18 protein-coding genes are annotated in these 18,696 nt (G+C 72.0%); 9 read left to right on the forward strand and 9 right to left on the reverse strand.

All coding sequences use genetic code 11. The features are described from left to right. Positions 1-163: 163 nt before the first annotated feature. Positions 164-1,798 carry a DUF4389 domain-containing protein gene (locus tag AB4091_RS07760; protein ID WP_442291153.1) on the forward strand — a complete coding sequence of 545 codons (1,635 nt, stop codon included), beginning with the start codon at positions 164-166 and terminating at the stop codon, positions 1,796-1,798. Between the two features lie 33 nt (positions 1,799-1,831). Here the strand turns inward: AB4091_RS07760 and AB4091_RS07765 are convergent, their stop codons facing one another. After that, positions 1,832-2,017 (reverse strand): hypothetical protein, encoded by a 186-nt coding sequence (locus AB4091_RS07765; RefSeq protein ID WP_442291154.1) that lies wholly within the window; start codon positions 2,015-2,017, stop codon positions 1,832-1,834. Further along, complete coding sequence (locus AB4091_RS07770; protein ID WP_442291155.1) at positions 2,014-2,955, reverse strand: alpha/beta hydrolase; 942 nt, start codon at positions 2,953-2,955, stop codon at positions 2,014-2,016. Before AB4091_RS07770 ends, AB4091_RS07765 begins: the two co-directional genes overlap by 4 nt. A 243-nt stretch (positions 2,956-3,198) precedes the next feature. Here AB4091_RS07770 and AB4091_RS07775 point away from each other — a divergent pair, with 243 nt between their 5' ends. From AB4091_RS07775 to AB4091_RS07800, 6 genes are all read left to right on the forward strand, one after another. After that, the gene (locus AB4091_RS07775) at positions 3,199-3,960 is read left to right on the forward strand and encodes a DeoR/GlpR family DNA-binding transcription regulator (RefSeq protein WP_442291156.1); all 762 of its coding nucleotides are present in this window, start codon (positions 3,199-3,201) and stop codon (positions 3,958-3,960) included. Further along, positions 3,957-4,910, forward strand: coding sequence for a 1-phosphofructokinase (gene pfkB, locus AB4091_RS07780; protein ID WP_442291157.1), 954 nt, complete (start codon positions 3,957-3,959; stop codon positions 4,908-4,910). The genes AB4091_RS07775 and pfkB overlap by 4 nt, the downstream gene beginning before the upstream one ends. Before the next feature lie 66 nt (positions 4,911-4,976). Continuing rightward, on the forward strand, positions 4,977-7,082 hold the full coding sequence (locus AB4091_RS07785; RefSeq protein WP_442291158.1) for a PTS fructose transporter subunit IIABC: 2,106 nt from the start codon (positions 4,977-4,979) through the stop codon (positions 7,080-7,082). Between the two features lie 134 nt (positions 7,083-7,216). Then, complete coding sequence (locus AB4091_RS07790; protein ID WP_442291159.1) at positions 7,217-7,486, forward strand: HPr family phosphocarrier protein; 270 nt, start codon at positions 7,217-7,219, stop codon at positions 7,484-7,486. A gap of 15 nt (positions 7,487-7,501) precedes the next feature. Further along, the gene (gene ptsP, locus AB4091_RS07795) at positions 7,502-9,196 is read left to right on the forward strand and encodes a phosphoenolpyruvate--protein phosphotransferase (protein WP_442291160.1); all 1,695 of its coding nucleotides are present in this window, start codon (positions 7,502-7,504) and stop codon (positions 9,194-9,196) included. Positions 9,197-9,321: 125 nt separating this feature from the next. Next, positions 9,322-9,663: a hypothetical protein gene (locus AB4091_RS07800; protein WP_442291161.1), complete on the forward strand. Its 342-nt coding sequence runs from the start codon at positions 9,322-9,324 to the stop codon at positions 9,661-9,663. Between the two features lie 381 nt (positions 9,664-10,044). Here AB4091_RS07800 and AB4091_RS07805 read toward each other — a convergent pair whose 3' ends face one another. The 6 genes from AB4091_RS07805 to AB4091_RS07830 all read right to left on the reverse strand — a co-directional run bounded on the left by AB4091_RS07805 (position 10,045) and on the right by AB4091_RS07830 (position 16,130). Then, positions 10,045-10,659 (reverse strand): hypothetical protein, encoded by a 615-nt coding sequence (locus AB4091_RS07805; protein ID WP_442291162.1) that lies wholly within the window; start codon positions 10,657-10,659, stop codon positions 10,045-10,047. After that, on the reverse strand, positions 10,656-11,594 hold the full coding sequence (locus tag AB4091_RS07810; protein ID WP_442291163.1) for a hypothetical protein: 939 nt from the start codon (positions 11,592-11,594) through the stop codon (positions 10,656-10,658). The genes AB4091_RS07805 and AB4091_RS07810 overlap by 4 nt, the downstream gene beginning before the upstream one ends. Next, positions 11,591-12,472, reverse strand: a complete 882-nt coding sequence (locus tag AB4091_RS07815) for an ATP-binding cassette domain-containing protein (RefSeq protein WP_442291164.1) — start codon at positions 12,470-12,472, stop codon at positions 11,591-11,593. The genes AB4091_RS07810 and AB4091_RS07815 overlap by 4 nt, the downstream gene beginning before the upstream one ends. After that, positions 12,469-13,302 carry a hypothetical protein gene (locus tag AB4091_RS07820; protein WP_442291165.1) on the reverse strand — a complete coding sequence of 278 codons (834 nt, stop codon included), beginning with the start codon at positions 13,300-13,302 and terminating at the stop codon, positions 12,469-12,471. The genes AB4091_RS07815 and AB4091_RS07820 overlap by 4 nt, the downstream gene beginning before the upstream one ends. After that, complete coding sequence (locus tag AB4091_RS07825) at positions 13,299-13,853, reverse strand: RNA polymerase sigma factor (RefSeq protein ID WP_442291166.1); 555 nt, start codon at positions 13,851-13,853, stop codon at positions 13,299-13,301. The genes AB4091_RS07820 and AB4091_RS07825 overlap by 4 nt, the downstream gene beginning before the upstream one ends. A gap of 72 nt (positions 13,854-13,925) precedes the next feature. Further along, positions 13,926-16,130, reverse strand: coding sequence for an ATP-dependent DNA ligase (locus AB4091_RS07830; RefSeq protein WP_442291167.1), 2,205 nt, complete (start codon positions 16,128-16,130; stop codon positions 13,926-13,928). Between the two features lie 116 nt (positions 16,131-16,246). On the opposite strand from AB4091_RS07830, the gene AB4091_RS07835 reads away from it, so the two are divergent. Next, entirely contained in the window at positions 16,247-16,648 is a 402-nt protein-coding gene (locus tag AB4091_RS07835; protein WP_442291168.1) for a PPOX class F420-dependent oxidoreductase, read from the forward strand. Between the two features lie 54 nt (positions 16,649-16,702). On the opposite strand, the gene AB4091_RS07840 is transcribed toward AB4091_RS07835, so the two are convergent. Continuing rightward, a complete protein-coding gene (locus tag AB4091_RS07840) occupies positions 16,703-17,509 on the reverse strand; it encodes a UbiA family prenyltransferase (protein WP_442291169.1) in 807 nt (268 codons plus the stop codon). A gap of 115 nt (positions 17,510-17,624) precedes the next feature. Here AB4091_RS07840 and AB4091_RS07845 point away from each other — a divergent pair, with 115 nt between their 5' ends. Continuing rightward, positions 17,625-18,695 carry a type III polyketide synthase gene (locus AB4091_RS07845; protein WP_442291170.1) on the forward strand — a complete coding sequence of 357 codons (1,071 nt, stop codon included), beginning with the start codon at positions 17,625-17,627 and terminating at the stop codon, positions 18,693-18,695. The last annotated feature ends 1 nt before the right edge of the window (position 18,696 follow it).

Consider the following 18,696-nt stretch of genomic DNA (forward strand, 5'->3'; position numbering starts at 1 on the left):
ATCCCATGATTGCAAGCAAACTCATCAGAACGGCGTAGCGTCGAAGGACCGGGGAAGTCCAGGACGCCGACACAGCCGTCCGCGTCGCCCCGGCGCAGGACGACACGGCCTTTTCGCCGAGACAGGTCGCTGGAGCATGTCCGGAACCAGCAGCCCCCCACCCGTGCGCGCTTCGCACCCCACCCGCCCCCACCTGGTGGCCCTCGTGATCGGCTGCCTCCTTCTCCTTCCCGGTCTCGGCCTGCTCCTCGGGGGCGCGGGCCTCGGCATCACGTATGCCGTGGGCCGGGACACCGCCGGCTACCTGTCCGGCTCGCTGCCGAGCCTGCGCAGCCCGACCGCGGCGATCACCGCCGAGGACGTCGCCGTGCAGACCGGCCCAGACGTGCCGAACTGGGTGTTCGACCGGCTCGACGTCGAGGTGCGCCTGACGGCGACACCCGCGACGGCGGGCCGGGCCGTCTTCATCGGCATCGGTGACTCCCGCCGCGTCGCCACCTACCTCTCCGGGGTGGCCCACGACGAGATCGTCGACATCACCGACCCGTTCTCGCGCGGCGAGCGAGCCGCGGTGCTGCGCACCAGCCCCGGTGGCTCGACCGTGGCCCCGCCGTCGGGCCAGACCTTCTGGGCCGCCACGGCCGACGGCACCGGGACGCAGGCGCTGACCTGGCGCGTCACCGACGGTCACTGGGCCATCGTGGTCATGAACGCCGACGGCAGCCCCGGCGTCGACGTCGCGGCCAGCATGGGGGTGCGCGCCGGCTTCCTCATCCCGCTCGCCCTCGTCATGATCGGTGTCGGCCTCGTCCTGACCGGTCTCGCCGTCGCCCTCATCATCCGCGGAACCGGAGCATCGCGTGGCGACAGCTACCCGAGCGACGGCAGTGGCTACCCGACGTACGCGACCTACCCGGCGCAGTCCGCGTACGCGACACCCGGCGCACCTGTTGCACCCGGGGCACCCGGGAACGGAGCGCCCCCGCCCTCACCGGGGTCGACGGCATACGTCGTCGGTGACGGCAGCTCGCCCGCACCGCACACGTGGGGCGCGACCTCCCGCGCCGTGAGCCCGGTCCGGCTCGACGCGAGACTGGACGAGCCCCTGTCCCGGTGGCTGTGGCTGCTCAAGTGGCTGCTCGTCATCCCGCACCTCTTCGTGCTGGCGTTCCTCTGGTGCGCGTTCTGGGTCGTGTCGGTCATCGCGTTCTTCGCGATCCTCGTGACGGGGCAGTACCCGCGGGGCCTGTTCGACTTCAACGTCGGGGTGCTTCGGTGGTCCTGGCGCGTGTCGTACTACGCCAACGGCGCCTTTGCCACCGACCGCTACCCGCCGTTCAGCCTGGGTCTCGAGCCCGACTACCCGGCGACGCTCGACATCGCCTACCCGGAGCGGCTCTCGCGCGGGCTGGTGCTCGTCAAGTGGTGGCTGCTCGCGATCCCGCACTACATCATCGTGGGGCTGATCGTCGGTGGCGGCTGGGCGTGGAACCGGGCCCGTGACGGTGGGGCGCACCTCGAGTCGTTCGGGTGGGGCCTGCTCAGCCTGCTCGTGCTCGTGGCGGGGCTGTCGCTCCTCTTCGCCGACCGCTACCCGCGGGCGCTGTTCGACCTCGTCATCGGTCTCAACCGCTGGGTCTACCGCGTCGCCGCGTATGCCGCCCTGATGACCGATGTGTACCCGCCGTTCCAGCTCGACGAGGGTGGCGCCGAGACCCCATTGCCTCCGCCCCCGCCGCCTCCGCCGCCGTCGGTCGGGGCCGAGCGGGCCGAGCCGCCACCCCAGTTCACGATCTGACCCGTCGAGTGCTCAGTTTCCGACGGGGCGGTCCTACTGCCTGCGCGGGCGGGAGAGGGCCAAGCCCAGCCCGGCGACCGCCACGATCGGGCCGATCACGGCCCAGATGACGTGGCCCGACATGCCGCTGCCGCCGACGTAGCCGAGTCCCTGCAGGGTCCACAGCGCACCCATCGCCAGAAGCACCACGCCGATGATGACGCGCACCGGCCTGGTCATGAGCGTGCGGTGACGAGGTGGGCGTCGAGCCACTCGAGCAGCTCGGCCTCCACCTCGTCGCGGTTGGTCTCGTTGAGGATCTCGTGCCGCGCCTCCGGCCAGAGCTTCACGGTCACGTCCTGCACACCGAGCCGACGCAGCTGGTCGGCCACCGTGCGCACGCCCTTGCCGTTCGCGCCGACGGGGTCCTTGTCGCCGGAGACAATGTGGACGGGCAGGCTCTTGGGGATGCGCGACGCAGACCTGTCGCCGTTGACGGTCTCGAGACCGCGCAGCAGGTCGGCGAATCCGCCTGCGCTGAAGACGAACCCGCAGTCGGGGTCGTTGACGTACTTGTCCACCTCGTCAGGATCCCTTGACAGCCAGTCGAACTGGGTGCGGACCGGCTTGAACGCCGAGTTGTACTGCCCGAACGTCAGGGTGTTCATGAGGCCACTCGTGTGGGCGTGGCCGCGCAGTCGGGCCTGGGTGGCCGCGAGGAAGACGCCCACCTTGCCCAGGGCGCCCGCGCCGCCGGCGGTGCCCGACAGCACGAGGCCGGCGAGCTCGGAACCGTACTGGGCGGCATACCCGCGGGAGATGAACGAGCCCATGCTGTGGCCGAGGAGGAAGACAGGCAGCCCCGGCTGCTCCTCGCGCGCCTTGTCGGTGACGGCGTGCAGGTCGTCCACGACGGTCTGCCAGCCGTCCTTCTCGTTGAAGAAGCCCCGCTTGCCGGACGACTCGCCCGACGTCTGCCCGTGGCCGCGGTGGTCGGAGCCGTAGACGGCATACCCGTGGTCGGTGAGGCGCTGCGCGAAGCGGGCGTAGCGGCTCGAGTGCTCGGCGAGCCCGTGCGCGATCTGCACGACCGCCTTGGCCGGGCCGTCGGGGAGCCACCGGTTGACGAAGACCTCGGTGCCGTCGGGGGTCGTCAGCGTGAACGTGCTGCTCTGCATGAGCCGAACTGTATGCCGCAGGGCCGGGCTGCGTCCGTGACCGGCCGCCGGTCGGGCTGCCCGGTTCGGGCACGTGTGTCCGTTTGCGGAGCGATTCCCACAAAAACGGGTGCCCGAATCTCTTTACATCGAACCGAGCCGGTGGTTTCCTAGAGCAACGGCCCCGAGGTGGGGCGCGAACGACCAGCCAAGAACGACCGGCCAGCAACGACCAGCCAGGAACGACAGGACGAGGGAGTCCGGGTGTACGCAGCGGAGCGGCAGCAGCGCATCATCGCCGAGGCACGTCGTGCCGGCCGCGTCGAGGTCACCGCTCTCGCCGACTCCCTGGGCGTCGCCGCCGAGACCGTCCGCCGTGACCTCACCGCCCTCGAGCGCCGCGGGTCGCTGCGCCGGGTCCACGGCGGGGCGATCCCTGTCGAGCGCCTCGAGGTCGAGCCGTCGCTCGCCACCCGCTCCGGCCGCCTCGCCGACGTCAAGCGCCGCATCGCGGCCCGCGCCCTCGACGAGCTGCCCAGCGGCGGCAGCATCATCCTCGACGCCGGGTCCACCTCCCTCGCCGTCGCCGAGATGCTCCCGCCCGACATCGACCTCACGGTGCTCACCAACAGCCTCGCCGCCGCGAGCGTCCTGTCGACGCACCCCGGCATCAACCTCTACCTCCTCGGCGGCCGGGTGCGCGGCACCACCGGCGCGGCCGTCGGCGACTGGGCCATCAGCCCGCTCGCCGATGTCACCGTCGACCTCGCCCTCGTCGGCACCAACGGCATCTCCGTCGCCCGCGGACTCACGACGCCCGACCAGTCCGAGTCCCTCGTCAAGCGCGCCATGGTGCGTGCCGCACGCCGCTGCATCGTCCTCACCGACTCGAGCAAGGCCGGTGACGACCACCTGCACCGGTTCGCCCAGCTGTCCGAGATCGACCTCGTCATCACCGACACCGACCTCGACGACGACGTCGCCGCCGAGATCCGTGCGGCCGGACCGGAAGTGGTGACCGCATGATCGTCACGCTCACGCCCAACCCCAGCATCGACCGCGCCGTCTTCATCGACGCGCTCCACCGCGGCGAGGTACACCGCAGCAGCGGTGGCCGCATCGACCCGGGAGGCAAGGGCGTCAACGTCTCCCGCGCGCTCGCCGCCCAGGGTGCCGACACCACCGCCGTGCTCCCGATCGGCGGACCCGAGGGGCACCTCCTCGAGGACCTCCTCGACACCGCCGGTGTCGCCCACGCCTCCGTGCCCGTGACTGGCACCGTCCGCATGAACATCAGCGTCCTCGAGCCCGACGGCACGACGACGAAGCTCAACGAGCCCGGCCCCGACCTGTCGCCGGCCGAGGTCGAGGCGCTCGTCGAGACCACCCTCGAGCGCAGCGCGGGCGCCGCCTGGGTCGTCGCCTGCGGCAGCCTCCCGCCCGGCGCTCCCGCCGACCTGTATGCCGTCCTCGTCGCCCGGGTGCGCGGGCGCGGGGGCCGCATCGCCATCGACTCGTCCGGCGCCCCGTTCGCGGCGGCGGTCGCGGCCAAGCCGCACCTCATCAAGCCGAACCACGAGGAGCTCGCCGAGCTCGTCGACCACGACCTGCCCACCCTGGGCCACGTGCGTGACGCCGCCCGCGAGCTCGTGGCCGGCGGCATCGAGGTCGTCGCCGTCAGCCTCGGCGGCGACGGCGCCCTGCTGGTGACCGACGGAGCCTCGGCGCACGCCCGGGCCACGATCACCGCCCCCCTGTCCACCGTGGGCGCCGGCGACTGCATGCTCGCCGGCCTGCTCCACGGCCTGTCCACCGGGCTTGCCCCGGCGGACGCCCTGATGACCGGGGTGAGGTGGGGCGCCGCGGCGGTCACCCTCCCCGGGAGCCGCGTGCCGACCCCGGAAGACCTCGACGGCATACGCGCGGAGCTGACCCACGAGCCCGACCTCGACCGTGTCCTGGGTGTCCTCACCTGACGCGGCCAGCCAGCGGAAACACAGACGCCGAACACCGATCGTCCCGATCCTCCGAAAGGAACCCCCATGTCCCTCATCACCGAAGAGCAGGTCGTCCTCGACCTCACAGGTGCCGATCGCCACGAGGCGACGCGGAGGCTCGCCGAGCGCCTCGTCGCGTCCGGCCGGTGCACCGACCTCGACACCTTCCTCGACGACGTGCGCAAGCGCGAGGAGACCATGGCCACCGGCCTGCCCGGCGGCATCGGCATCCCGCACGCCCGCAGCACGGCGATCACCGAGCCGTCGCTCGTCTTCGGCCGCGCGACGGGTGAAGGGGGTGGCATCGACTGGGGCGCCAAGGACGGCCCGGCCACGCTCGTCTTCCTGATCGCGGCCCCCGAGGGCGGCGGCGACGCGCACATGCAGATGCTGCCCAAGCTCGCCCGTGCGTTGATGAAGAAGGACTTCAAGGCCGCCCTCGCCGCGGCCACCAGCGAGGCCGAGGTCGTGCGCATCGTCAGCGCCGAGGTCGAGCTCGACCAGCCGGCCGGTGCAGCCACCCCGACTGCAGCTGCAGCGTCTGCCGGCGCCAGTGGCCGCACCGGTGCGGCCGCCTCCGGTTCCGTCGCCACGGCCGAGGCGCCCGGTGGCCGCACGCTCAACCTCGTCGGCGTCACCTCGTGCCCGACCGGTATCGCCCACACCTACATGGCGGCCGAGGGCCTCGAGAACGCAGCGAAGGCCGCCGGCCACACGATGCTCGTCGAGACCCAGGGCTCGGCGGGGTCCAAGCCGCTGAGCGCGGCCCAGATCGCCGCGGCCGACGCCGTGATCTTCGCCCATGACCTGCCCGTCAAGGACGCCGGCCGCTTCGCCGGCAAGCCGCTCGTCGACGTCGGGGTCAAGAAGGGCATCTCCGACGGCCCGGCGCTCGTGCTCCAGGCCGAGCGGCTCGTCGCCGAGTGGGACGCCGACCCGAGCAAGCGCGAGGCGGCTGCCGCCGCGGCTGCCTCAGCCGGCTCGTCGGGTGGCCTCGTCTCGAAGGTCGAGGAGGGCGCCAGCACCGCCACCAAGGTGCGCCAGTGGCTGATGACCGGTGTCTCCTACATGATCCCGTTCGTCGCAGCGGGCGGCATCCTCATCGCCCTGTCGTTCATGCTCGCCCAGATCGCGCTCGGCCAGGACGGTGCCATCCAGATCGTGAAGTACGGCCTCACCGCCGAGGGGCAGTTCAACATCGCCCAGAACTTCAACCCGTTCAGCCTCACGTCGTGGGCCGCGCTGCTCTTCGTGATCGGCGGCGCTTCGTTCGGCTTCCTCGTGCCGATCCTGTCCGGCTTCATCGCCTTCGCCATCGCCGACCGCCCGGGCCTGGTGCCCGGCATCGTCGGCGGCGCCGTGGCCTCCACCATGGGTGCGGGCTTCCTCGGCGGCCTCGTCACGGGCCTGCTCGGCGGCTTCGTCGCCCGCTGGGTGTCGGGCTGGAACGTCGCCAAGGGCGTACGCGGTGTCATGCCGGTCGTCGTCATCCCGCTGCTCAGCTCGCTCATCACGATCGGCCTGTTCATCACGGTGCTCGGCCGCCCGATCAAGGGCATCACCGACGGCCTCAACAGCTGGCTGACGGGCATGACGGGCGCCAGCTCGATCATCCTCGGCATCATCCTCGGCGCGATGATGGGCTTCGACCTCGGTGGCCCGGTCAACAAGGTCGCGTACGCGTTCGCCACCACGGGTCTGGCAGCCGCGGGTGCGTCCACCGACGCCCCACAGCTGAAGATCATGGCCGCCGTCATGGCTGCCGGCATGGTCGCCCCGCTCTCCATGGCGCTCGCCACCACGATCCGCCCGCACCTCTTCTCCGAGCCGGAGCGTGAGAACGGCAAGGCGGCCTGGCTGCTCGGCTTCTCGTTCATCTCGGAAGGCGCGATCCCGTTCGCCGCGGCCGACCCGGTGCGCATCATCGCCAGCTCGGTCGTCGGCTCGGCCGTCACCGGAGCGCTCGCGATGCTCTTCGGCACGACGCTGCGGGCCCCGCACGGAGGCATCTGGGTGCTGCCCCTCATCGGCAACTTCCTGCTCTTCCTCGTCGCCCTCGCGGCCGGTGTGCTCGTCATGACCGGCATCGTCGTCACCCTGAAGTCGCGGGAGACGAACCTCGCCGAGATCGACGCGACCGCTACGGTCTGAACAGGACGTGACCCAGGTCACTGGCTGACCTGGGTCACGGCTGCTCGACCGCTCGACCGCTCGACCACTCGACCACTCGACCGCCCCGCACGACTCCTGTCACCCAGCCTGTCATCAATGAAGGAGCACGCCACATGGCAACCCGTACCGTCACCATCGCCTCCTCGGTGGGCCTGCACGCCCGTCCGGCCGCGCTCTTCGTCGAGGCCGCGAGCGCCTCCGGCCTCGACGTCGAGATCGCCAAGCCGGGGGAGGACCCCGTCGACGCGACGAGCATCCTCGGCGTCATGGCCCTGGGGGCCAAGCACGGCGAGGAGGTCGTCCTGACGGCCGAGGGCGACGGCGCCGACGAGACGCTCGACTCGCTCGTCGAGCTGCTCTCACGCGACCTCGACGCCGAGTAGGACGGAGTAGCCGTCATGGCCGACTCGGACACCACCAGCGAGACCAGGCAGGGCATCGGCGTCAGCCCGGGCACGGCATACGGGCCGGTGGTGCAGGTCGCGCCACCGGTCCGGCCGCCGGCGCACGAGCCGGCCGTCGACGACCAGGAGGCAGCGCTCGCCGACGTGAAGGCGGCGTTCGAGTCGGTCGCGGTCTCGCTCGAGGAACGGGCCACCCGGGTCGACGACACAGCCCAGCAGATCCTCAAGGCGACGGCCCTCATCGCCCGCGACAAGGGCCTCGTGAAGGCTGCGACGAAGGAGCTCGCCGCCGGCCACGGCCGGGCGAGCTCCATCGCCAACGCCATCGAGACGTATGCCGCCCAGTTCGAGGCGCTCGGCGGCTACTTCGCCGAGCGGGTGGCCGACCTGCGCGACGTCGGATCCCGTGCAGTGGCAGCGGTGCTCGGCGTCCCGGCGCCCGGCGTTCCCGCCTTCTCCGAGCCGAGCGTCATCGTCGCGGAGGACCTCGCGCCGGCCGAGACGGCGACGCTCGACCGGTCGCTCGTCGTCGGCATCATCACCGAGGCCGGCGGTCGCACCAGCCACACCGCGATCCTCGCCGCCCAGATGGGCATCCCCGCCGTCGTGCAGGTGCCCCACGCGACCTCGATCGCGCCCGGCACCCCCGTTGCGCTCGACGGCGACTCGGGCGAGGTCAGCATCGCTCCCGACATGGAGCTCGTGACCGCCCAGCGTGAGCGCGCCGCTCGACGCAAGGAGGCGCTGTCGCAGCTCTCCGGCCCGGGGCGCACCTCCGACGGCGCGCCGGTCGCCCTGCTCGCGAACATCGGCGGCGTCGACGACGCCGTCGAGGCCGGGGCGCAGGACCTCGAGGGTGTCGGCCTCTTCCGCACCGAGTTCGTCTACCTGTCGGCCACCAAGGCGCCGACCGTCGAGGAGCAGACCGAGATCTATCGCGGCGTCTTCGCGCCGTTCGAGGGTCGCCGCGTCGTCGTGCGCACCCTCGACGCCGGAGCCGACAAACCGCTGAAGTTCGCCGACCTCGGGCCCGAGGAGAACCCGGCCCTGGGCCGCCGCGGCTTGCGCCTGTCGGCCGAGCGCCCCGACCTGCTCGACGCCCAGCTCGAGGCGCTCGCCGTCGCCGCCCGCGAGACCGGCGCCGACGTACGCGTCATGGCGCCGATGGTCGCCACAGCCGAGGAGGCGGCGTGGTTCGCCCGCCGCGTGCGCGAGAACGGACTGCCCAAGGCGGGCGTCATGATCGAGGTGCCCGGCGCGGCGCTGCGCGCCAAGGACGTGCTCGGCGAGGTCGACTTCGGGTCGCTCGGCACCAACGACCTGGCGCAGTACACGATGGCTGCCGACCGCATGCAGGGCGCGCTCTCCGACCTGCTCGACCCGTGGCAGCCGGCCGTGCTCGACGTCGTCGGCGCGGCCTGTGAAGGTGCCGCGAAGGTCGACCGCCCGATCGGGGTCTGCGGCGAGTCCGCGGGCGATCCTCTGTTGGCCCTCGTGCTCGTCGGTCTCGGCGTGACCTCGCTGTCGATGGCGCCGAGCAAGGTGCCGGTCGTGCGCCTCGCCCTGTCGCTGCACTCCGTCGCAGAGTGCCAGGCGCTCGCCGCGACCGCCCGCGACTCGCGCACCGCTGTCGACGCCCTGCACGCCGTGCGTGAGGGCGCCAGGGGCGAGCTCACCGACCTGCTCTGACGCCGTCGTGATCTGACGTTGGGGCGTGACTGGCGCCACTGCTTTCGATCCCTTGCGCCGCAACGCCGTTCACTAGGATGAGAGTGGAAGCCGGTCCCGGCGTCCACCCGGCAAAGGAGCTCGCCATGAGCACGCCCAGCCTCTTCATGAACCGCGTCCGCCTCGAGGACGGCTACCACGAGGACGACCTCCCGTTCATCGAGCGCACCCTGACCCAGCTGTTCCACCAGCTGGGTCGCTTCGACCCGGCGATGGTCCACATCGGGCTACGGGTCAAGGGCCGCGGCCAGCCCGGCATGCGCACCTCGATCGAGGTCCACGTCAGTGGGCTGCCCACGGTCATCGGCATCTCCGATCTCCTTGACACCAAGGCGGCGCTCCAGGACGCCGAGGGCAAGGTGGTCTCCCAGCTGCGCGAGGCCGCCGACCGCCACCACGACCGTCACCCTCGGTCGGCGCGCCACTGATCTCCACGCCTCCGAGGCGGCCCGGCGCGGCTCCGGCGGCGCCCGGCGCGGCTCCGGCGGCGCCCGACCCTCGCCCGCGGGCAGGTCCACACCGTGACACGTAGGTTGGTCCGGCTGTCCGACATGTCGGACCTTTCCGGCAGCAAGTTAAAGACCTCGCCAAGGTTTGGTCGATGCCTCGGCGGCGGCCGCACGCGCCGCCGCACACTCGTTGCGTCCGGAGCCGTCCGCTCCCATCGGTAGGGACCGCAACGTCCAAGCCGCCATTCGGCACCGGACTCAGGGGGATGTGCCGCCGGGACGCCACGCTCCGGCGGCACACCCCCCGTCACCGGCCGGCACGCCGCCGCCCCACGAGCGGCGTCCGGCCGGCACCCCGCCTCAGGCCTGACGGTCGAAGGGGTCGCGGGTCGCCTGGACCAGCACCACCGCGCAAGCCAGGGCGATGAGTGACCAGGCAGCCACCGATGCTGCCCAGCCTTCGCCGACCCGCGTCGGGAACAGCACGACCCAGCGGTCGAGTGGACCTGCGAGCGAGAGGACGAGGACCGCCGTGGTCACCCCAGCGGCTGCCAGGTCGCCGGGCTCGTGCAGCCGCCGTCTCAGCAGTGCGGCCAGAGCCAGGGCGACGAGACCACTACCCGCCAGCTGGACCGCCACTGCGGGCCGGTCCGGGCCGTCGCTCGCCAGGGCCACGGCGCCGAGTCCCGAAACCCCCAGAGTGAGCGCGACTGCAGCGCAGGCGCTGCGGGTCATGGTGCGGGTACGGAGGCTCGTCGGCGTGGCAGCCACCGCCTCGGCCGCGGCTTCGTCGAGCACGTGCGCCGCGGAAGCGGCAAGGGCGACGAGGCCGACGCGCGTGGCCAGGTCCGCGATGGGCGCGGCCGCCCAGACGGTTGCAGCGAGCAGCAGCGCGAGGCCGGTCGCGGCGAGACCAGCGACGGGTCGCCAGGGCACCGCGGCGAGGAGGCCGATCGCCGGCGTTGACGGCGTCATGGCACCAGCACGGTGCTGTGACCGTCGGGGAACGTTCGTACGACCTGGCCGTTGCCACCGGAGGCCGCGAGCCCGTACGCCAGCGCCGACACCGCGAGGGTGACCGCGCCGAGCTGGAGCAGTCGGCGTCGAGCTCGTCCGACAGAACCCTTGAGCAGGGCGACGAGTGCCGCGAGCGCGCACAACGTGAGCAGCCAGACGAGGTACCACCAGGGTGAGCCGGTGCCGGTGTCACTGGCGTAGGTGTCCGGCGCGGCGCCGGTGAACTGGTTCACCGGCGTGAACATGCGTACCCAGCGGAACCACGTCGGCGGCGTGCCCTCGGGGCTGAAGACAGCCATGATCCCCAAGGTCCAGACAGCCACCGCGAGCAGCAGGGCGACGGACGAGCCGCGGAAGTGCCACCAGCGGCCGGCGGCCACGCCGAGGAGCGTACCTCCCGCGGCCGCAACGACCGTGTGGCCGATGACGACAGCCCAGACGTCCCCGTGCGAGAGCGTCCCGTACATCCACTCGGGAGTCGACCAGAGCCAGCGCTGCGCCGCCCCGAAGCCGACGAGCCAGGCGGAGGCCATCACGGCGGGAACGAGCGCCGTCGCGCACAGCGCCGAGGTCCTGGCGGTCGAGCTCGTGGGTACCGTCTCCACCAGCTCGTCCGTGCGTTCGAAGGAGCGGGCGAGCAGGTGAGCCGCGACCATGGCCGGCAGGCCGACCGTCAGGGCGGTCACTGGCATGCCCAGTGTGTCGAGGTGCCCGCTGTCCTTCGCGTCACCCACGGTGGTCACCGTGGTGACCGCACCGAAGACGACCCCGGCGAGCAGCACCGGGTGACGGGCCAGGCGCATCATCTCGAGGCGGGCCAGCTCGCGCGCCGCGGGTCGCGCCGTCCGTGGTGAGACCGACAGGCGGCTCGCGGTCCGGGTCGTGCTGGTCATGACGCCACCTCCGTAGACGCGCCGGCGCTACGGTCGCGGGTGCCGCGCAGGAGCAGGTACGCGTCCTCGAGGCTGGGCTCGACGAGCTCCGCACCGGGCGGCACGTGCTCACCGACGTTGCGGTGCCGCCCGGACGCCATGCGCCACGACGCCAGCGATGTCGGGTCGGGCGCGGGCGCCAGCCAGACCTTTCCGGCTGCCAGGGCGACGAGGTCGGGCACGGAGCCGTCGAAGTGGACCCGCCCGGCATCGAGGACGACGACTCGACTGCAGAGCGCGGCCACATCCTCGGTCTGGTGCGTGGAGATGACCATCGTGGAGCTGGCGGCGATGTCGGCGAGCACGCCGCGCAGCGACGCGCGTTGTTCGGGGTCGAGTCCGGTCGTCGGTTCGTCGAGCACGAGGAGGTCGGGCGAGCCGAGGAGGGCCTGGGCCAGCGCCACGCGTCGGCGTTGCCCGCCGGAGAGCCGGCTGATCCGTTTGGTCGCGACGTCACCGAGCCCCACGAGGTCGAGGGCCCGCCGGACCTCGGTCGTTCGCGCGTCGCGCTGTGTCCATTCCTTGAGCACTGCCATGTAGTTGACGAAGGCGAAGGCCGAGAAGCCGCGCGGGAAGCCGAGCTCCTGTGGCTGGTAGCCGAGTCGGCGGCGGATCTCCGTGCGGGCCCGCGGGTCTGTCGGGTCGTGCCCGAGCAGCTGCACGTCCCCGTCGTCCGGGCGGAGCACGGTGGCCATGACTCGGAGCATCGTGGTCTTGCCGGCGCCATTGGGGCCGAGAAGACCGGTGATGCCGGGGTCGAGGCCGAGGTCGACGCCGTCAAGGGCAGCCACCCCGCGATACCGCTTGGTGACGCCGGTCAGTCTCACGGTCGAGTTCATGACGAGATCCTTCCGATGGTGCCGAGTCGCCGGGCCCGAGCGACGAGGACGACGGGCCCGACGAGCATCAGGACGGCGTAGAGGAGCAGGAAGTGGGGAGCGAGCACGGCCGAGACCGTGGCGAACCGGGCCGCCGTGCTCGTGGCGAGCACCCAGGCAGCGCTCACCGCAAGGGCCGGGCGCCAGGGGCCGAACCACGGCGACAGCCCGAGGACCGTCGCCGTGAACCCGAGGGCCGGCAGCAGCCACGACCATGCGACGTGGCGGGGAAAGAGCAACTGTCCGACGACGACAACCGGGAGGGCCGCGAGCAGCACGGCCGCTGTGCGCAGGAGGATGAGGCGTACGAGGGGGTACGGGGCGGCGCTCTCCTGCTCCAGGACGGCACCCGCATCGGGGCCGAAGGCGACGGCCACGCCCACGACCGGGACGAGCGGGGCGAGCAGGAGGAACACCCCCGAGCTGCCGGTGTGGGCCGAGACCGTGCCGCCGACGGCGAAGGACACCGCCAGGGCGACCGCGCACAGCCACGGACCGCGCAGGGCGGGGGCCGCCGAGACGAGCATCGCCTCGGCGGGCGGGAGTCCAATGCGTGAGAGGAGCCTCTCGAGCAACGAGACGTGTGGCATCTCGACCCGGTCGAGCACCGAGCTCCACACGTCGTCCAGGTCGGGAACCTCGTCGCTCGGCACGTGGCTGACGCTGACGGCAACCGTCCGCTGGCACTGCGAGCAGTGTTGGACGTGCTGCTCGACCGAGAGGGAGACGATCCCGTCGGCCTCGCCGAGCACCCAGGCCCGCAGGTCGGCGGGGAGCGCGTGCGTGCTCATGACTGTTCTCCTTCCACGAGGCTCTGCCGCAGCCGGGCCTTGGCCCGGTGCACCCGCGTCTTGACGGTGTTCTGGGGGATCCCGAGCAGCCGGCCGGCTTCCCGTGTCGTCAGGCCGTCGAGGACGGTGGCCTGCAGCACCGCTCTCAGCTCGGGCGACAGCTGTGCCAGGGCCCGGCCCAGCTCGCCGTACTCCACCCCCGAGAGCAGCTCGTCCTCGAGCGCCGGCGCCGGCACGGCAGACGCGGCGGGGTCGCGCAGGAGCACGACGTCGCGACGTGCCCTCAGACGGCTGACGAGCCGTCGGACCGCGATGCCCCAGATCCAGGCGCCGACCTCCCCGTTCCCGCGGTAGCGCTGCGCGCCCTGCCACACGGCGACGAACGTGTCCTGGAGCACGTCAGAGGTGACTTCACGGTCGTTGCACCGTCGCATGAGCCGAACCGAGAGCCACGGGGCGTGTCGGGCGTAGAGCTCGCGCAGGGCGCCGACGTCGCCACCAGCCAGGGCCTCGAGGAGGGCCTGGTCGTTCGGGACGACAGACTGTGCCACATCTCTACTGTCGACCTGAGGGGGCCGATCGGTTCTCGGATCGGGAGGGGCTCTGCTCGTGCGGCTCTCGGGTCAGGCCCCGGCGGAGAGGACGTCGGCGAGGTCGTAGCTGACCGGCTCATCGAGCTGGTCGAACGTGCACGACTCGGGCGTGCGGTCCTCGCGCCAGCGCACGAACTGCGCTGTGTGCCGAAAGCGCGTGCCCTCCATGTGGTCGTAGCGCACCTCGACGACCCGCTCGGGCCGCAGTGGCACGAACGAGAGGTCTTTCTGGCTGTTCCAGCGGGAGTACTCGGACGAGCGGGGAGTGCGTACGCCGCCACTCTCCTCCGCGGGAGCGGCCCAGTTCCAAGGGTGCTCGTCCCACTCTGCGATGAGGGGCTGCAGCTCCTCGAAGAGCTCCTTGCGCCGCGCCATCGGGAACGCGCCGATCACGCCGATCGACGCGAGCTGGCCGTCGGCGTCGTAGAGGCCGAGCAGGAGGGAGCCGATCGCGTCGGGTCCACTCTTGTGCACCCGATAGCCGGCGACGACGCAGTCGGCCGTGCGCTCGTGCTTGAGCTTGAACATCAGCCGCTTGTCGGGCTCGTAGAGCACGTCGACCGGCTTGGCGATGACGCCGTCGAGCCCCGCCCCTTCGAACTGGGTGAACCAGCCCTTCGCCTCGTCCTGGTCACGGGTCGCGGCCGTGAGGTGGATCGGGGCCCCGGCCTTGGCAAGAGCCTTCTCGAGCGCGGCCCGGCGCTCGGAGAACGGCTTGTCCAGGTAGGAGACGCCGTCGAGCGAGAGCAGGTCGAAGGCCACGAACGACGCGGGCGTCTCGGCCGCGAGCTTCTTGACCCGCGAGGCGGCCGGGTGGATGCGCTGCTGGAGCAGGTCGAAGTCGAGGCGGTCGCCGGACTCCGGTGACACGAGGATGATCTCGCCGTCGATGACGGCCCTGTCGGGAAAGTTCGCGAGCACGGCCTCGACGACGTCGGGGAAGTAGCGGGTCATCGGCTTCTCGTTGCGCGACCCGATCTCGACGAGGTCGCCGGAGCGGAAGATGATCGAGCGGAAGCCGTCCCACTTCGGCTCGTAGAGCACCTCGGCCTTGACCGCGGAGAAGTCCTTGACCGGCTTGGCGAGCATCGGCGGGACGGGCGGCACGACCGGTCCCCACACGTCACGCATCTCCGCGTCGCGCTCGGCCTTGGGCGCCATGTACTCGGCGTCGGGCTTGTCCTGACGACGCTTGCTCGGCTGCACCCGGGGCGGCTCGCCGGGCATCTTCGGGTAGTCCGGCGGGAAGTTGAGCTCGCCGAGGCCGCGCTCATGGACGTCCTTGTCCCACAGTGCGATTGCCGCGCCCACGTCGCCGATCGTGTCCTCGATGCCCTCCCACGCGTCACCGCGCTCGGCCACGAGTCCCGGAACCGTGCGGACGGTGAGCGACTTCGGGTCGATGTCGCGCAGCTCGTCCCACGTCACCGGCGTCGACACGGGCGCGCCCGGCAGGGGGCGCGGCGAGTAGGCGGAGGCGATGGTGCGGTCGCGGCAGGCCTGGTTGAAGTCGACGAAGATGCGTTCGCCCCGCTCCTCCTTCCACCACGACGTCGTGACGAGGTCGGGCAGCCGTCGCTCGAGCTCGCGCGCGATGCCGATGACGCCGTGACGCACGTCGAGGAACTCGTGCGTCGGGACCACGCGGGCGTAGACGTGCACGCCGCGGTTGCCCGACGTCTTCGCCCAGGCGGTGAGGCCGATCTCGGCCATCACCTCCCTCAGGGCGTATGCCGCCTCGACCGCATCCGTGAACCCGCGGCCCGGCTGCGGGTCGAGGTCGATGCGCAGCTCGTCGGGGTTGTTCACGTCCGCCGTGCGGACCGGCCACGGGTGGAAGGTGATGGTGTTCATCTGCGCCGCCCACACGGCGCTCGCGATCTCGTCGATGACGAGCTGCGGGTGCTTGCGACCCGACGGATAGGTGCACATCACGGTGCGCACCCAGTCGGGCAGACCCTTGGGCGGGTTCTTCGAGAAGAACTCCTCGCCCTCGATGCCCTCCGGAAAGCGCTGCAGCGTCACCGGCCGGTCGCCGAGCGCCCGTAGCATCGGGTCGGCCACGGCGACGAGGTACTGCGCCATGTCGAGCTTCGTGACCGGCTTGCCGTCGGCCATCCCCTCTGCCGGCCACAGCACCCGGTCGGGGCTCGAGACGCGCACCTCCCGCACCTCCCGCACCCCCGACGGGTCGGCAGGACTCGGCGCTTCGACGACGGCGGGCTTGGCGCTCACTCGCCGATCGTAGCCACGCGCACCGACGGCAGGGTCCGCGCGGCTCTGCATTTGGTTCACCAGGTGATCCAGTCGGTCGTGTACGGCGAGAGCGTGCGATCGGGTACGACCCACCCATGACCCAGGCCCCCACCCTGCACAACCTCGGCGGCGAACGCTTCGTGCTGCTGACGACATATCGCCGCTCCGGCGAGCCGGTCGCCACGCCGGTCTGGGTACTGCCCGACGCCGGTGGTGCCATCGTCAGCACGCCCGAGGGCGCGGGCAAGCTCAAGCGCATCCGGAACAACCCGAACGTCACCCTTCAGCCGTGCGACCGCCGCGGCAACGTCGACCCCGGGTCGCCGGTCGTCGAGGGCACGAGCGAGATCATCCGTGACAGCGCCGCGTCCGAGGCCGTCAACCGCAGGCTGCTGCGCAAGTACGGCGCGGAGTTCCGCATCTTCATGGCCATCGAGTGGGTGCTGCGGCGCGGCAACAGCAACCGCGTCGTGCTGCGCATCACGCCGACCACCTGACCGACGACCACCTGACCGGCGCCCACCTGACCGACGCCCACCCCGACGCAGCCCTCAGCTGCGCGCGACGAGTGCCACGACGTTGGCGAGCGCGATGAGCACCGCTGCCACGAACGGCAGCCGACCGCGCGCCAGCACCGCGACGCCGGCCAGCACGCCGCACACGCACAGCAGCAGCCAGCCGGCCGCGTCCATCCCCGGGCCGTATGCCGCCACGACCGTCCCAGCCAGCAGCACCACGGGTGCGAGCCACCTCACGACCCGCGCACCCACCAGGTGGGGGAGGGCCCGGACGCCGGTCACCTCGTCGTCGGCAAGATCGGGCAGCGCGTTGAGCAGGTGTGCACCCACCCCGAGCAGCGCGCCCGTCGCGACCACCCATGCGGCCGGGAGGGCGGGCGTCGGCCGGGCGAGCGTGACGACAGCAGGGAGCGCACCGAAGGCGAGTGCATACGGGAGCGGGGAGAGCACGGTCCGCTTGAACCACAGGTTGTAGGCCCAGCCCGAGGCCACCCCGAGCAGCAGGTGCACGAGGCCCGACGCGAGGCCGCAGGCGAGGGAGAGTGCGATGCAGGCCACGAGGGCGATCCCGCACGCGACGCGCACGACCCGCTCAGAGACCAGGCCCGTTGCCACGGGCTTGTCGACTCGGCCGACGGCGCGGTCGCGGCGGGCGTCGACGAGGTCGTTGGACCAGCCGATGGAGAGCTGTCCGGTGAGCACCGCCGCCGTCACGAGGGCCGCTCGTCCGGGCGGGTGCCCCGCCGACCAGGCGAGCAGCGCGGTCAGCACGGTCACCGCGAGCGTCGGGCCCGGGTGGCACGCGAGCGCCAGCCCTCGCACAACCCGGGTGGTGGCCACGGGGTGAGCCTAGGCGCGTCGGGTAGGTGACCCAGTGGTGACCACTCCGCGCAGCAGAACCCCGCACTGTCCAACCTGCCGTGGCGCCGGGAACGGCGCGGCCTAGGCTGGCGACGTGAGCCACCTTGCGGCTGTCCGAGGCGTCCTGCCCGACCACACCTACACGCAGGCCGAGATCACCGCGGCCTTCGCCGACGTGCTCGGGTCGACCGGCAGCGACCGTGCCGTCCTCGAGCGGTTCCACGCCAACGCCGGCGTCAGCCAGCGACACCTCGCGCTGCCGCTCGAGCGCTACTGGCAGCTCGCCGACTTCGGCCAGGCCAACGACGAGTTCATCCGGGTCGGCACCGAGCTCGGCTCGCACGCCGTCAGCAAGGCGCTCGCCGCGGCCGGCCTCACGCCGCGCGACGTCGACCTCATCGTCTCGACCACGATCACCGGCCTCGCCGTCCCGTCCATCGAGGCCCGGGTCGCCGGCGAGATCGGCCTGCGCGACGACGTGAAGCGCATCCCGCTCGTGGGGCTCGGCTGCGTGGCGGGGGCCGCCGGCGTCGCGCGGGTCCACGACCACCTCGTCGGGCATCCCGACGACGTCGCCGTGCTGCTCTCCGTCGAGCTGTGCAGCCTCACCGTGCAGCGCGACGACACGTCGACGGCCAACCTCGTCGCGAGCGGCCTCTTCGGCGACGGGGCCGCCGCCGTCGTCATGGTCGGCGCCAACCGCGCGCCCGACCTCGCCGCCGACCAGCCGCACGTCGTCGCCACCCGCAGCCGGCTCTACCCCGACACCGAGCGTGCGATGGGCTGGGACGTCGGCGCGACCGGGCTGCGCATCGTCCTCGGTGCCGAGGTGCCCGACCTCGTGCGCGAGAACGTGCGCGACGACGTCGACCGATTCCTCGCCGACCAGGGCCTCACGCGCGCCGACATCGGCTGGTGGGTCGCCCACCCGGGCGGCCCCAAGGTGCTCGAGGCAATGCAGGAGGCCCTCGAGGTCGAGCGCGAGGCGCTCGGAGTGACGTGGCGCTCCCTCGACCGCATCGGCAACCTCAGCTCCGCGTCCGTGCTCCACGTCCTTGCCGACACCCTCGCCGACCACACGCCCGAGCCCGGGTCGTGGGGCGTGCTCATGGCGATGGGACCGGGCTTCTGCCTCGAGCTCGTGCTCCTCCGAGCGGCCGGCTGAA

Origin of the sequence: Terrabacter sp. 2RAF25, assembly GCF_052115265.1 — a bacterium.
GTDB lineage: Bacteria > Actinomycetota > Actinomycetes > Actinomycetales > Dermatophilaceae > Terrabacter.